The 15,239-nt window shown below is 38.7% G+C and carries 7 protein-coding genes; 5 read left to right on the top strand and 2 right to left on the bottom strand.

Going from position 1 to position 15,239, the window contains the following annotated elements:
- Positions 1-126 precede the first annotated feature (126 nt).
- A complete protein-coding gene (locus tag K5677_RS07200; protein ID WP_296726284.1) occupies positions 127-5,976 on the bottom strand; it encodes a glycine rich domain-containing protein in 5,850 nt (1,949 codons plus the stop codon).
- A 1,102-nt stretch (positions 5,977-7,078) separates the two neighbouring features.
- Between K5677_RS07200 and K5677_RS07195 the strand changes: the two genes are divergently transcribed.
- The 5 genes from K5677_RS07195 (at position 7,079) to K5677_RS07175 (ending at position 14,405) form a co-directional block, all read left to right on the top strand.
- Positions 7,079-10,066, top strand: a complete 2,988-nt coding sequence (locus K5677_RS07195) for an N-6 DNA methylase (RefSeq protein ID WP_296726282.1) — start codon at positions 7,079-7,081, stop codon at positions 10,064-10,066.
- Positions 10,067-10,080: 14 nt separating this feature from the next.
- Positions 10,081-11,706, top strand: a complete 1,626-nt coding sequence (locus K5677_RS07190) for a class I SAM-dependent methyltransferase (RefSeq protein ID WP_296726279.1) — start codon at positions 10,081-10,083, stop codon at positions 11,704-11,706.
- A 10-nt stretch (positions 11,707-11,716) separates the two neighbouring features.
- Entirely contained in the window at positions 11,717-12,868 is a 1,152-nt protein-coding gene (locus K5677_RS07185) for an ATP-binding protein (RefSeq protein WP_296726277.1), read from the top strand.
- A 69-nt stretch (positions 12,869-12,937) separates the two neighbouring features.
- A complete protein-coding gene (locus K5677_RS07180; RefSeq protein WP_296726275.1) occupies positions 12,938-13,366 on the top strand; it encodes a hypothetical protein in 429 nt (142 codons plus the stop codon).
- Position 13,367: 1 nt separating this feature from the next.
- A complete protein-coding gene (locus K5677_RS07175) occupies positions 13,368-14,405 on the top strand; it encodes a serine/threonine-protein kinase (protein ID WP_296726272.1) in 1,038 nt (345 codons plus the stop codon).
- Positions 14,406-14,483: 78 nt separating this feature from the next.
- Here the strand turns inward: K5677_RS07175 and K5677_RS07170 are convergent, their stop codons facing one another.
- Positions 14,484-14,900, bottom strand: coding sequence for a hypothetical protein (locus K5677_RS07170; protein WP_296726269.1), 417 nt, complete (start codon positions 14,898-14,900; stop codon positions 14,484-14,486).
- Positions 14,901-15,239 lie beyond the last annotated feature (339 nt).

Below are 15,239 nucleotides of genomic sequence, written 5' to 3'. Positions count from 1 at the left end.
AAGGTCATTCTTATCTGAATCACGCGCTACTGCGCTAAACGGAACGTACTGTGCCAGCATAAACGCTGAGATAGCTAAAGCTGACGTCTTCTTAATCATTTTTTTCATAAATTCAACCTCCTAAGATTATTCCTTTTCATTATTTTCTTCCGTTCTGCTGTTCACATATGCAAACATCAGCAGCCCGGCAAGTAACATTGCGGATATGCCGAATACAGTGTATCCTGTCATCGGCTTGCTGCCTGCCATAGGCAGCTGGAACGGGGATTTGTCAAGAAAAATGGAAAATTCATTTTTACCCGAACTAAAATCGGCTGTTATTGAAGCTGTTCCATATCCTGTTGGCGGTTCAATACACGTTATAGTGTATTCGTTGCCATAATCAATATCAGCTTCAACGTTTGTCCATGATACAGAGCCGTTACTGTTGATCTTCGCAACCTCTCTGCCTTTTCCGTCAATCAGTACAAATTTGCCACCTTTAAGCTTATTTGCACCTGATATAGCCTGTTCTGGATCATTTGAATCCTGATCCTTCTTACTATATACATTTATGATCAGTGTTTTTTCAACTGGCATAGGATTATTCTGCGAGTAGTATACATTGAACTTTTCATCTTCAAATATATAACCCTCGACAACTGCCTTATCCGGAGTGTAATTATCTACTGAAGGTGATCTGTATTTATAACTCATTCCATACTGATATGGATCATGATGATGATTAATTCCTCCTTCAATTAATTCAATAGGTATTAGTTCACCACGTTTATTTGAGTCATTATCATTAAGAGCATACATATAATCAACATCAATGTAAATAATAGACGACTTCCAATCAGCGTAGAGATTGATAGTACCTCCATTTGAGCCTTGTACTATCGTTTCCTCTGTTACAGTTGAACCTGCATCATTTTTCCAGCCTACAAGACGATAATCCTTTTTTACAGCTCTCGGCATTGAGTCATACTTGTTTGAAACAGCATTGAAGCCATACTCTCTGCCAATAACACATACCTTTGTTGCCACTGGTTCGGTGTCTTCATGCTCAGCATAAAATTTAACCGTAACAGTTTCTGGTGTTTGCCTGTAATATATGTAGTATGTTGCTGTCTGACCTGATGTAAGCGTGCCGGAAACAAATTTGACTTCTTTTTCAATCTTTCCTACACCGCTCTCTGCGTCTTCAAGCTTTGTTCGCCTGATTAGCTGATAAGTTCCGAGCGCAGTATTAATATCGCTTTCCAAATTATAGTCTCCGTCTGCAGTCGCTGTAACAGGAGCAATTATTGATGCCTGATTAAGCGGTACTCCGCTGACGTCACACTCTACAAAGTTTACGATAATGTTATTTCCGTCAGGTATCTTTGTGTATGTGACCGTTTCCGTCTTACCTTTGTATGTCTTGCCTGTATTAGGATCATAAATATTCTCTGTCAACCCATTTCTGATAAATTCTTCGGTGGCCTTTAACGTTATAAAAGGCTTATCCGGAATATAACCCGTTATATCAGGTGACCTTCTGTAGAACTCAGCATCCTTTGTCAGGGCGATATCGAATGTATCCGTATCGTCATAGTATCTTGTCTCATCAGGTGAGTAATAAGTTTCATACAACACTGGTGTTGCCTCAGAAGATACTTTTGTTTTGTATTCTATCTTCAGCTTATATGTTATAGGTCGGTATCTTCCGACAACATATACATCGTTATCACCCATTATGTACTTGCCGTTACTATCGGGTTCAACAGGCCATTCCCATGTATAGTCATCGTATCCTGAAGGATAAGTCGATGAATCCGGCTCATATTGAGCTGTTTTATCTGTTATCTCCTGACCATTCGTATATGTAGCTGTATCAATCGCTTCAACCGTTTCTATAGTACCAACGCCTGTATATGAATCATGTGAATAGACCTGATACATATAGTGAACTTCATGTGCAGTCTGATTTACGCCCGAAGCAGTGATATTGATATTGTTCGTAAAAGCGCTTACCGGGATAGTAATTGTTATAATACCATCCTTCTTGACCACATCTGCCGCTGAAACAGTTTCATTTGTTGTAGCATACTTAACTTCAACGGCCTTTTCGTCAGGCAGATCTTTTCCGTCAGCAGCTTTAAGCTCAAGAACATAAGCATCGCCTATCTCACTGAGAATGAACTTATCATTACCGTTGCCGTCAACTCTTGCTGAACCCGTTTCGCTCGGAGCCCATGTTGCCGTTTTTGTAACATTATCCTCCTGATAAGCATACTTAACGTCGTTTTGCACGATATCAGTCAGCGTTTTGCTGACCGTATATCTTACCTTAACAGGTATCTGAGCGCTGTTTTTCGCGGATGAAACTGACGGTATCACGACCGCCTTTTCCGCGTCGTCCGAGCTGAGAACTCCGACCACTGAGCATATACTGTCTTCGGTGAACTTAGTCGGCGTTGCTGTTACAGCTATCGGCTCATTAACGAAGGATTTCTCACAGTTCTGAGCATCTGTGAAAGCTGCCGTACCTGCATTCGTGACCGTTGTATCATAATCGACTATCAACGGATTATTCGGAGTACTCAACGTAAAGGATTCCTTCTTGATAGCCACATTAGCATAATCTGAAGCAGGATTATAAGCAACATATCTCACATCATCAGATTCCGTTGTTGTACCTGAATGAGACAGCTTTACAGCTGTTATGCCTGCGGTCTCCTCATTTATGACTTTGTCAAGCAGCGGTATATCATTGCCGCCGACTAAATTGGTTTTAGGTTTTAGCTTTACAGTGTATGAAGCATCACCTTGGACACTGTAATGATAAGTACGTCTTTTAGTGGTATAACTCAATCCTGCAACTGGTTCAAAGTCATCCTCTGTTGTCTTTACTTCATTTATTGAAGTATCTGGCAGATTAACATTATATGTTACTTTCTGACCTGTCGAGATTCCACTGCCTGCATTGAATATATCGAAATACTGTGAAAAATCTTCTTCAAGGGTAAAGCCGCTGATATTATAGCTACTTTCAATATCAGTTTTCAGCTGTGTTTCCTTTGTAGAAACCTGACTTGAAGTTGCTGTATTGGAAGTCTCACTGCCATAAACATAACCGCCTTTAATTCCAAGCTTTGTGATTCTTACTGAACCGTTGCCTGTGCTCTCATGTTGAAGAGTTCCATTTGTTGTTGAATCGATATATTCCGGAAGCGGGTCAGTATAAAGTCCTTTTACCTCACTTTTTCCACCTCTTCCTGGAGTACGTGTTTTATCGCCCAAAAATGAATAATTTGTGACAGATGTTTCGCCATAATTTGTATCTGCTGTATGGTCAGGAGTATCTGCATCATAACCATCAGGATGACTTACAGAACCTATATTCAAAAATCCACCAACAGTTCCACCACCACCGCCTCCAGCTATTAATTTAATGTTATCGTTAATAATAATTTGCGAATGACCGCCTCCGTATGCTCGATTTTTCGTATCTGGAGTCAGATCAAAAGTAGTACCACTATAACCTTTTATTCCAACTCTTACTTCTGCTGAAGTAAGACTGGAAATATATAAATATCCGCTTTCATAAGCACCTTTTCCACCTACACCAGGGGTTGACATAAGGTTATCTCCACCTGTTCCGCCATCTGCTCCCCAAGCTTCTATAAAATAATATCCCGGTTCAAGATTAACAGAAATAGCGTTATCCTGATATTTATCATTATCTTCGCTGTTATCTCGCGTTCCGTGAGTTATAGAGGTTTTAGCATCACTTTTTATGTCATAGGCAACCGGATCATAAACATAGAAGGTCTTGTTTATTTCCTCTTTGCTCTTGACATTCAGATTGACCTTGAAATCATAAGTGCCGCCTGTCTTATCGTATGTCAGAGATTTCTTCGGCTTTACTACAAATCCGTCTAACTGCAAGCCGTCAATTACCTGTACAACAGACTGTGCTGAAAGCGTTGTGGGAGGAATCTTTGAATTAGGTGTGCCTACTGAATTTACACCGTCGGTTTTCGGGGTAACGTCTATCTTGACATCATATCTGTAAGCGCCCTTTGTGGAATAATGAGTATTATATGCCGTGAATTCCGTTGACTCCCCCGAAAGTGTAACATATGGCTCTGATATTGACGTGGTAAAATCGTTTTTATCACTGTTACCGTCAACAGAACCAATAATGTCACTTGCACCATAATTCTCGTTTACTTTTACTGTAAACGAATTAGCCTCTACCTTATACCTGTACGGTACATTTACATGTCTGATACTGTAATCATCATCTTCGTTTTCACCTATAAACTCACATTTTTTAGTGCCTGACGTACAGCTGAAAACATTATTATTTGATGTATAGCCGAATATCGGCACATCATTACCGCCCATGAACGCATCCTCAGGCTCTAATTTCAGAGTAATTGTAATTGTGTTCTGTGGCTGTCCCATTTTAATACCGCCGGATATAGGCGCTACAGAACCTGTTATGTTTATATGTTTACCTGTTCCGTTATTTGTCAGAGGGGTATTGCTACCGTTGACATTGTTATTATAGCTTTGAGATACTACCTTAAAATCCGATGATACATCGCCCTCAATAGTAACGCTGTTCAGATAACTGTAATCAGCAGCTGTCGGCAAGTATCTGATAACTATCGCTCCGCCTATATCAGCATTGTCATTGCCGTCTTTATCAATAAAATAAACGGTATTTTCGATATCAGCGTTGCCTGTATTGAATGGGTGGAATCCCTTAATTCCGTTGCCGTTTCCGTCATCTCCGGCTGCAACATATGATGAACCGCCGCCTCCGCCTCCGACATTTCGGGCGTCCATAGGCTCGTTCTGCATTCCGCCGCTACCGCCTGCGAATCCAGCACCGCCTCCGCCTCCGCGGAAGTTACCGGCACCGCCTACGCCTCGACGAAGAGCTTGATGATATGTTCTCTGCCAGTCATTCGGATAAGATGAAGCCTCCAGAAAACCTATGAAACTCTTAACTATCTCACCAGGTCTGTCTGTACCGCCTTGTCCGGCGTATGCACCTCTTGTACCCGATGTAGAACCGTTTTCGCCTGCATAGTATTTTCCTATATAGCTTCCGTATGTAGAAACTGCAGTGTCAAAGTTACCTATGTAAGGTACTTCACCGCTTAAACTGCTGCCATTATAGCCGCCTTCACCGCCGTTGGGTTTTCCTTCTCCGCCAAAAATGACAGACAAGCCATTAAGGCTATGGAGCGCAGCACCAGCGCCGCCTCCGCCTCCGCCTCCGGCTATCATCAGTACCTTTTTCGGATTGTCTCTTAGATTAGTGTCCGGTTCTGGTACAGGAGGTGCATTTGTCGGTTCCTGGATAAGTGATTCTTCCGTAGGTAATTTATCGAGCAGATAAACAGCTGAATATCCGCCGCCTGCACCTACTGAAAAAACAGCTATGTCTCCGGCACCGCCGCCGATACCATCAGTACCGCCGCCTGTTATACTTCGTGTTTCGCTTTCACCTTTACTGCCTATCTCATAAACGAGTTTTTTCCCTATATTACCGTTAGCTTCACTAACTTCAAGCGTTCCGTAAACAAAGCCGCCGCTTCCACCCTTTCCGCCTTTGAAGGTCAACGGGAAAAGCGAGCTTCCTTCTCCGCCGTCACCTCCCCATAATTCAATCAGGTAGGTTCCGGCCTTATCAAGTAAATAAGTGCCGTCTGTGCTTTTTAGCCGGCTTTCACTGACATCAGAGTAAGAATAATCAGCAGTTATTTTTGAAGTAAATGTAAATGTTCCGTCGCCGTTATCAACAAGCGTATCGTCATGATTAAGCCTTGCAGACTCGCTTCCAAGTGATACAGAAGGAAACGGAACCGAACCTTCATGATTCGCTGAGGTAGCAGCCTTTGATATAACAGGCATTGCAAAAGCGATCTGTTCAATACTCAACATAGCTGAAAGAACAAGTGACCAAATTCTGTTTTTATTTTTCGTTTTCAAAAGCTTCACCTCTTTAACGATATAAGTAACTGTTTTGTCTTATCTACATTTAAATCATAAAATTTTTGTCTTTATAGTATGCTTTATTATAACCGTGTGAATATATTTTGTCAATATATAACCAGATAAAAATATTATAACACAGTGAATTTTGTAAGTCACGACAAGTTACGACAAATATTTTCGTTATTTCTTACAACTAAATATGAACGTATTGTTTCTTATTATTTAACACAATTATTTTCCACACCGTATATATTCTTTGGCTTCAAAATATAATTTCAGAATTTTATAATACTTGTAGTATATAAATTAAAATACAATACGTTTTTCAATCTTTCTTATTTCAAAAATCCCTCTCTGATTGGAGAGAAAAAAATCAGCTGTAACTTTTTTTAAGATACAGCTGATAATTTTTATTTACCGATACAATTCATAATGACATTCATCATCATTTCTTTCTCCGCAGACTGAGATTCGGCTACCATATAATAAATTTTTAAATAAGAGTCTTTAATAACGCTCGAAAAAAATTCATCTTTTTAACACATTTTTCTATTGAATTACTTCGGTTAACCGTTATAATATCGAGAATCATTTTACACATCTGATGTTCCATTGCTGTGTAAGCGGTGTGTAGTGCTGCATATAGTTGTGTAAAAGGAATGTCGTAAAATAGAGGCAAACGGACATTTTACACACCTACACGGCATTTTTTCAATTTCATCTGAGATTTTTTCTGTTGAGTATATCAATAGAAATCATATTTTCCTCAGCGCTGCTTCGACGATAAGAATTATCATTTCTTTTTTCATAGATTCTGTACATTTTTAAGAATCCTCGTAGCAATAGCCACTGCTGCAAATCTCTTTTTCCTCTGCAACTTTTTCTTTCCCTGTTCTAAGGGCGCACTTATATACCACTTACATGGTATGTGCGCTATGCAAGAACCGAAAATATTTATAAATGTTCATCTGTATTAATAGATACTAATTTCGAAACACTTCTCTATCAGATTGACAAAGAAAAATGTTTTGTGCTATAATTAATGTGAGTAAATATATTATTTGATATGATTTTACTTATATGAAAGGTAGCCATTATGGATAGAATAGATGCCCTGAAACAACTTGTCAAACGTTTCTATGATAATTACAAAGCTTACAAGAAGGATACATATAATGAACACTCCTGCCGAGATGAGTTCATAAACCCATTTCTTGAAATTCTCGGTTGGGACGTAACCAACAAAAAAGGTTTAGCACCGCAGTATAGAGAAGTAATTGCCGAATATCACGCAAATTCAAGCGATCGTCCCGACTACTCTCTTACACTGAGAGGCGTATCCAAGTTCTTTGTTGAAGCCAAGAAGCCTCATGTTGATATTAGTAAAGACCCTTCTCCTGCTGTTCAGGCAAGGAAGTACGGCTGGAACGCAAAGCATAAGATAGCTGTTCTCACGAACTTTGAGTATTTCATCATCTACGATACTACCACTGTACCGAATGATAATGATAAATGCTCTGTTTCACGCTACCGCATCTATAAGTACACCGAATATGTTGAGAAACTCGATGAGATAACCAAATTTGTATCGAGAGATTCTGTTTACAGTGGTGAGTTTGACAAGTATTTTAGTGAGACATTTGCAGGCGCAGGAAGTCAGAAACAGCAGGTAGATGTCATATTCTTAAAGCAGATAAATGATTGGCGTATCGCATTAAGTAATGAACTGTATGCCAAAGGCGGACGCTATACCTCTCTTGATGTTTTGAATGATGTTGTTCAGGAATTTATCAACCAGATCGTATTTATCAGAATATGTGAGGATAAGAACCTCCCTCTATATCACAAGCTGAAAGATACAATTACTGATCCTGCAACACTACAAAAAGAATTGGAAGCTCTCTTCCGTGATGCAGATAAAAGATACAACTCCGGTATGTTCTCCGGTGATTATATCATTTTTGACCTCAACAATAGTGTTATCGCAGATATGATAACAGGATTGTATTATCCTCAAAGTCCATATTTGTTCAGCATTATTGAACCTAATATGCTCGGTAAGATATACGAGATGTTCCTGACAGAGCAGCTCACTATACTTGATAACGGTAAAATAGGGCTGGCTCAGAAAAAAGACTGCCTTAATCGTTCTGTTGTTACCACTCCTACCGAAATCGTAAAGTATATGGTAGAGAAAACACTCTCTCGCCTTTGTAACGGCAAAACGCCCAACGAAATATGTGAACTTAACATTGCCGACATAGCTTGTGGCTCAGGAGTATTTCTTGAAGAAGTATTCCAGTATTTACAGTCTTATTGCGTAGAGTGGTATCTTGAAAATGATAAGTCACACCTGATAGAGATAGACAACGGAGGATACAAGCTTCCTCTTGAAGAGAAGAAAAGGCTCCTCTGCTCCTGCATCTACGGTATTGACATTGATATTCACGCTGTTGAGGTCGCTAAGTTCTCTCTTCTTATAAAGCTGATAGAGAATGAAACCGCTCCCTCTGTTAAGGCAGTAACCCCTATATTGCCTGATCTCAGCACTAATATTCTTCATGGTAATTCATTGGTCAGCGATGCGGAGCTGAAAGGGATAAAATGCACAGATGAACAGCTTGTTGAGATCATTCCGCTTAATTGGGACGAACTTGTTGTAAAAAGTTTCGATGCTATCGTGGGAAATCCGCCTTATGTCACCACCGAGGATATTCATTCTCTTATTCCTGCACCTGAATTTGATATTTATAAGAAGAAATACAAAACTGCTCATAAACAGTTCGATAAATACTTCATCTTCCTCGAAAGGGCTTTGCAGAAAGTAAAAGAAGACGGATATGTTTGCTACATAGTGCCGAACAAGTTCTTCAAGATAGGCGCAGGTGCAAAACTCCGTGATTATATTGCTAAAGCAAAATATCTTGTCAGCTTGGACGATTTTGGTGCAGCACAGTTATTTGAAGATAAGACAATATACAGTTCTATTATACTAATGCAGAAAAAGGCTCAGGACACCTTCAAATACACAAATGTTGATTCAGCCAATAATTTGTGGCTCGGTAAGCCAACAGACAGTATAGAACTGAACAGCTCGTTACTTGATGAACTGCCGTGGAAGCTCACATCTGACTTTGAGTTTTTGGAGATACTCAAGAAGATCGAGCCTGTATCTGCTCCGCTTGATCGTTTTGCAGAGATTTTCAATGGTATACAGACCAGTGCCGAAAGACCACAGCCTATCTATTGGTTTGCAGGCGATGAAATACTCAGCGAAGATGACGATACTATAACAGTCAAGAAGGAAGAAAAGGTCTATTCTATTGAGAAGAAGATACTCAAACCTTACTTCAAACCCACCAAAAAAGCAGAAAAGGGGCTTACAACGTATAACAGTCTATCAACTGATAAGAAGATCATCTTCCCTTATGACAGCGAAGGTCACCTGATTCCTATTGAAACGATGAAGGCTGATTATCCCGGAACATACGCTTATCTCTTAGATTATTATGATAGGTTAGTACCTAAGTGTGTATCAAAAGAAGGAATAAGAGATGTTCCCAATGCCACAGCCGATACCTGGTATCAGTACGGCAGAACACAAGCGTTGACAGCGTTTATTGATACACCTAAGCTCATAGTTAAGGTCATGGCAAAAGATAACCCTATGTATGCTATGGATAAAGCTGATATGCTTATCGCTTCCGGTGGAACGGCAGGATACTGTGCTGTTGCTAAGAAAGCCGATAGTTGTTATGATCTTGAATACATACAGGCTTGGCTTGCCAATTCCTACACCGAGAAGATTTTCAATATCGTCGGCAGTGATTTTGAAGGCGGCTTCATTTCAAGAGGTACATTTGTATTGTCATCACTTCCGTTCGTAATGCTGAACTTTGATGATCCGAAACAAAAGGCATTATACGTCCGAGTAGTTGAAGCAACCCGTGAAGTGTATACTATCAACGATAAGCTTGCAGAAAAACCTGCAAAGCAAGTTGAAACTACTCTTATACGCAAGAAAACTGCTCTGATCAAGGAGATAGATGAACTTATTTCCTGTGTTTACAGATTAGAGTTTTAAAGAAGGTAATTATTATGAGACTCAAAAAGGATAGTTCCGAACAGAAATTAAGAGGAGCATATTATACGCCATTGCAACTTGCCAATGCAATGGTGAGCCTTGTTGCGCCTCAAAATATTGCTAATGTATTAGAGCCAAGCTGCGGAGATGGAGTGTTTCTTGACAGTCTCATGTCTTTGAACCTTATCAATGACATTCCAAATGTCACTGCTGTTGAGATAGAGCCTGACGAAGCAGAAAAAGTCGGTAATAATTATAAGTACAATGCCAATGTTCATGTTCTAAATGAAGATTTCTTGGACTTTTATCAGAGAGTATACGGAAAAGAGAGCTATGATCTGATTTTGGGCAATCCCCCATATATTCGTTACCAGTATCTCACCGAGGAACAGCGTGAAATACAGTCAAGCATACTCACTTCTCATGGAATGAAGTCCAATAAGCTGATAAATGCGTGGGTAGCCTTCCTTGTGGCTTGTGTTCAGTTGCTTTCTGAGAACGGAAAAATAGCATTTGTCATTCCAGCGGAGATACTTCAAGTAGTTTATGCCGAAGATTTGCGGCTTTTTCTCTCCAATCAGCTCTCAAAAATCACATTACTGACATTTGAGCAGCTCGTTTTCCCTGATATTGAACAGGAAATACTTGTTTTCATCGGAGAAAAAGATAAGGAAGAGAAAGGCATACGTATAATAGAACTTAGCAACCTCGAAGATTTCAAGAAACTCGACCTTAATTCAAATGGCTTCCAGAAGCTAAAGCACGTTAAGGAAAAATGGACAAAGTATTTTGTCTCAGCGGAAGAAATAAAAGTGATCCAGTCTATTCGTGATGATAAGCGATTCACAAAATTCTCTGATTTGGCACTAATCAACGTGGGCATCACCACAGGAAACAATACTTATTTTTCTGTTGACAAAACAACAAATGAGCGATATGACCTCACTTCTGTAACGCTTCCGCTTATTGGCAGAAGTTCTCACGCTCACGGTATATACTTTACTGACAGTGATTGGCAGGAGAACATACAGGATAATAAGAGAGCAATGCTCATAAGTTTCCCTGATACACCGTATGAAGAATATCCTGCAAAACATAAGGAATATATCGAACTTGGAGAGAAAAGCGGAGAAAACAAGGGCTATAAGTGTTCTATCCGTGACAGGTGGTATATTGTTCCTTCGGTATGGATACCAGATGCTTTCTTTCTCAGAAGGAATAACCTCTATCCTAAGTTTGTGCTGAACCGATGCAATGCAGTTTCAACAGATACAATGCACCGTATTAAGTTTAACGAGAATATTAACGCTGAAAATGTTCTCCTGTCGTACTATAACAGCATTTCCTTTGCATTCACGGAAATATGTGGAAGAAGCTATGGCGGCGGTGTGCTTGAAATTCTCCCCGGAGAAGTCGGTAATATAATGCTGCCAGTGGTTAAAAATATTGATGAAGCCCTGAAAAAAGAGCTTTTAGAGCGAATTGACACCATCGTTCGCAATGATGAAGATATAGAAGTAGCTCTCGATCTTGTAGATCAGAGACTCCTTGTTGAAGTATTGGGTATTGATAAGAATATCTGCGCCTCCTGCCGACAGATTTGGAAGAAGATGCAGAGACGAAGGCTGAGCAGAGGATAATAATTAATATATGGTATACAAAGAGTATGAATTGGAAAAACGTATAGAATACTTTATAAACCAAAAATGTGAAACAGAGCAATGGGACTTTAAGCAAGAGTGGCATGAAAAAACAGAAGACCTTATAAAAGATATAGTATGTTTTACCAATACAGTTCATGATAGGGATTGCTACATAATATTTGGTGTATCCGACGATTACCAAATCGTAGGTATGTCTAAAACTCGTAGAAAGCAAGCTGATATAATAGATACTCTTAATAATCTTCATTTTGCAGGTGACATCGTTCCGCAAATTGAATTACAAACCATATTTCTAATTGGAAAAGAAATAGACGTACTGATTATAAAAAACACTGATCTTACACCAATCTACTTGAAAAAGCAGTATGGACGAATGAAAGCGGGATGCATTTATACTCGTATCCAAGATAAAAATACACCTAATGATGGTAATGCTGAATACTACGAAATAGAAATGTTGTGGAAGAAACGACTTGGACTAACTAAATCACCTCTTGAATTCATATATGACAGTATGGAGAATAAACTAAACTGGAAAGAATACGAAGAGGATTGGTACCATATTTACAAACCCGAATATGTCATCCATACCTATTGTGATGATGAGGAGTATACTGACCATCGCAGAAGAGACGAATTCTATTCTTATTCTCAGGTGAATGAAGCTACTTCATTTATGCTTCTTGATATTATAGCAAATCGCACCGTGTTGAAAGGATACCAAATTGTGTGCCTTGATAGTGGAAGATTAACTATTCCTGTGCCTGAATGGGGATTTATCAAACAAGGCTATCATTCGTATGATAAAATATCATATAAATATTATTCTAAGGGGACAAAACGCTATACTCTTCTAAAATTTATGTATGATCCTGACAACGGTGAAGAACGGTACGCTTATAGCAACTTGATGAATGTGGTATTGATATTTGACTCCGAAGATGAACGACTTGCTTTTGAAGACTATATTACATATAATTATGAAGATTTCAAAGATCGACTCTCTAAAACGGAGCGATATGATCACATAAAAACAGATAGTGATAGACGGACAGAGGTTTATAGAGAGGAATTGAACACAGGTTTTGTTCTTAATGAAATGCTTGCAGAATATAGAAAAGAATATAGTAATTTATAAAAATCTACAGCTATTCCCGAAGGCACAACAGATAATTTAATATTATTTTTTCAGTAAGGAGAATAACAAATGAAAAGTTTAGGTATTGCAATTAAAAAGGGAGAAATATGGTATTCCTTTATTGAAGGTACAAATAAAGAAGTTGCAATTATTGGTGAGACTGGAAAGCAAAACTACAGACCTGAGTCAACTAAACTGATGTTGGACTTTGATAATATTTTCACCGAATTGCTCGCAAAGTTTAAACCAGATGTTGTTTCATATAAATTATCCTTAGATATAACGATGAAACAAATTCCATATATGCATTATTCTTTAGGTGTTCTTAATTTACTTTGTCAGCAGAAAGATATTACATTAATAGAACGGTCAAATCGTTGGATCACGGCTAACAAAAACTCAAAAATACAAGCATTTGAAAAACAGTATCCTGACTGCAACTATAAGAACGAAAAACTTGCTTCTTCTGTAATGGCTTGGTATGCTTTAGGAGAATAATATGAATATAAAAAATGATTATTCAGGAAACAATCTTGGAAAGTATTATTTGATTCAGAAACTTGGAAATGGCGGATTCGGATCAGTATATAAAGTTTTTGATAAAATACTAGGTGTAGAGAAAGCACTTAAGATTATGGAAGTCAGTAATCCTAAGGAAGCTTATAAGCTTTTCAGCGAAGCTGCTATACCGTATAAATGCAAACATAATAATGTAATTAAAATTAATAGTGGAGAAATAGTTGAATTTAACGGTGAACTATTGTTTGTTATTGATATGGATTTGGCAAATGGTAAGTCTATAGACAGTATATTAAAATCATCATATCTTTCTGTAAACCAAAGTTTAGAGATAGTAAGAAATATATTGTTTGCAGTGGAATATTCTCATTTGCAAGGTATTATTCATCGAGATATTAAGCCGGCAAATATCTTAATTGATAATGAAATTCCTAAATTAGCAGATTTTGGACTTTCAACTGCTTTAGGGAAAACTATCATTCCGTGGAGATGGTATGTAACTCATGCCGCTCCAGAAACATTTTTTGATAATTCAATAGCAACAGTCCAAACTGATATTTATGCCCTGGGAATGACTTTATACCGGATGGTAAATGGAATATCTGATTGGGAATTGTTCCTACAATCAATTCCCGATGTAAAAAAATCAATAGAATCAGGAAAACTAATAAACAAGCTGCCGATGTTACCATTCATACCCGAAAAAGTTATAAGAATAATAAAGAAGGCGTGTAATATAGATCCACAAAAGAGATACAGTTCTGCAAGTGAAATGCGAAATGCCATTGAAAAACTTCAACCATTATACTCTTGGATTAAAGTTTCTGAATTTAATTGGATAGGCTCTTCTGTGGGGAATCCTCAAAAAGAGATATACATTGAACCCAATAATAAGTTCATTAAAGTATCGATTTATAACAATAATAGAAAATCCTCCAGTGATTCAAAAAAGTTTACAGAAATGATGCAAGCAAAAGACTATGTATACAACTACATAAAACAAACTACAATAAAGTAACACTTGTTCAAATTGACTTGTATCACTTCAAAATCATATATAACCAACGGCTGCACCCGAAGGCACAGCAGATGATCCTCAAATATAAACCATACACTCAAACACTGCTTCTCTCGCCATACTTATAAAGCAGTTCTCCATACCGAGCATCTTCTCGGTATCGGAAGCAAGGACAGCTTTCTGATAGCAACTGTCAGTTTGCTTCCAAAGCTCCACCTGACGGGCGATAGCTTCACTGACTTTCGGTTCCATATCATCGAGGTACTGTACGATCTTACCCTCATTTACGAACCTGCGAAGCCTGTCGGTGCAATGGCTGTCAGAGAAATGAAGATGATACCTTATGAAGTCTGTATGGTAGGTCTTGCTCTCCTCAGTGTGCGTATCGATGTTGAAGTGGGTGACGGTCACGGTATTGGTGTCCACTCTCCACAGCGGAACGTATTTCTTTTTCAGTGGGTTATATGCGGTCTGTTCACTTGTATATCTGCTCATAAAAAAGCCTCCTACTTATCGTTCAGATGTATCAGCGAGCGTTGATAATAATTGACTCATTTTGTCCGCTGATATGATCTGCACATCGGTGAAAAACGAATAAATACAAGGGTATGTCGAATGCTTTTTGTCCGCTATTTGTCCGCTAAGGGTGCAAAAACTTAGCAAAAAACAGCATAAACGGACTTTTGTAGATTGTTGTATATACCGCTCAGACTGCCCACTCTGCACGGAACTTTTGCCCACACTCTCCGCTTCTGCCCACGGTGCTGCCCATAAGTTAAATAATGTGATATACTTGATTTAGCACGTTGAGAAACGTGACTAAAATCAAGGAGG

The sequence above is a fragment of the Ruminococcus sp. genome (assembly GCF_024684275.1).
Note: the sequence above shows the minus strand (reverse complement) of the source record. Positions and strands in the feature narration are given on the sequence as shown.

Bases quoted from the DNA above. Each gene is read 5' to 3' on its own strand.
- K5677_RS07195 (WP_296726282.1), top strand. From the start codon at position 7,079: ATGGATAGAATAGATGCCCTGAAACAACTTGTCAAACGTTTCTATGAT.
- K5677_RS07175 (WP_296726272.1), top strand. From the start codon at position 13,368: ATGAATATAAAAAATGATTATTCAGGAAACAATCTTGGAAAGTATTAT.
- K5677_RS07190 (WP_296726279.1), top strand. From the start codon at position 10,081: ATGAGACTCAAAAAGGATAGTTCCGAACAGAAATTAAGAGGAGCATAT.
- K5677_RS07170 (WP_296726269.1), bottom strand. From the start codon at position 14,900: ATGAGCAGATATACAAGTGAACAGACCGCATATAACCCACTGAAAAAG.
- K5677_RS07185 (WP_296726277.1), top strand. From the start codon at position 11,717: ATGGTATACAAAGAGTATGAATTGGAAAAACGTATAGAATACTTTATA.
- K5677_RS07180 (WP_296726275.1), top strand. From the start codon at position 12,938: ATGAAAAGTTTAGGTATTGCAATTAAAAAGGGAGAAATATGGTATTCC.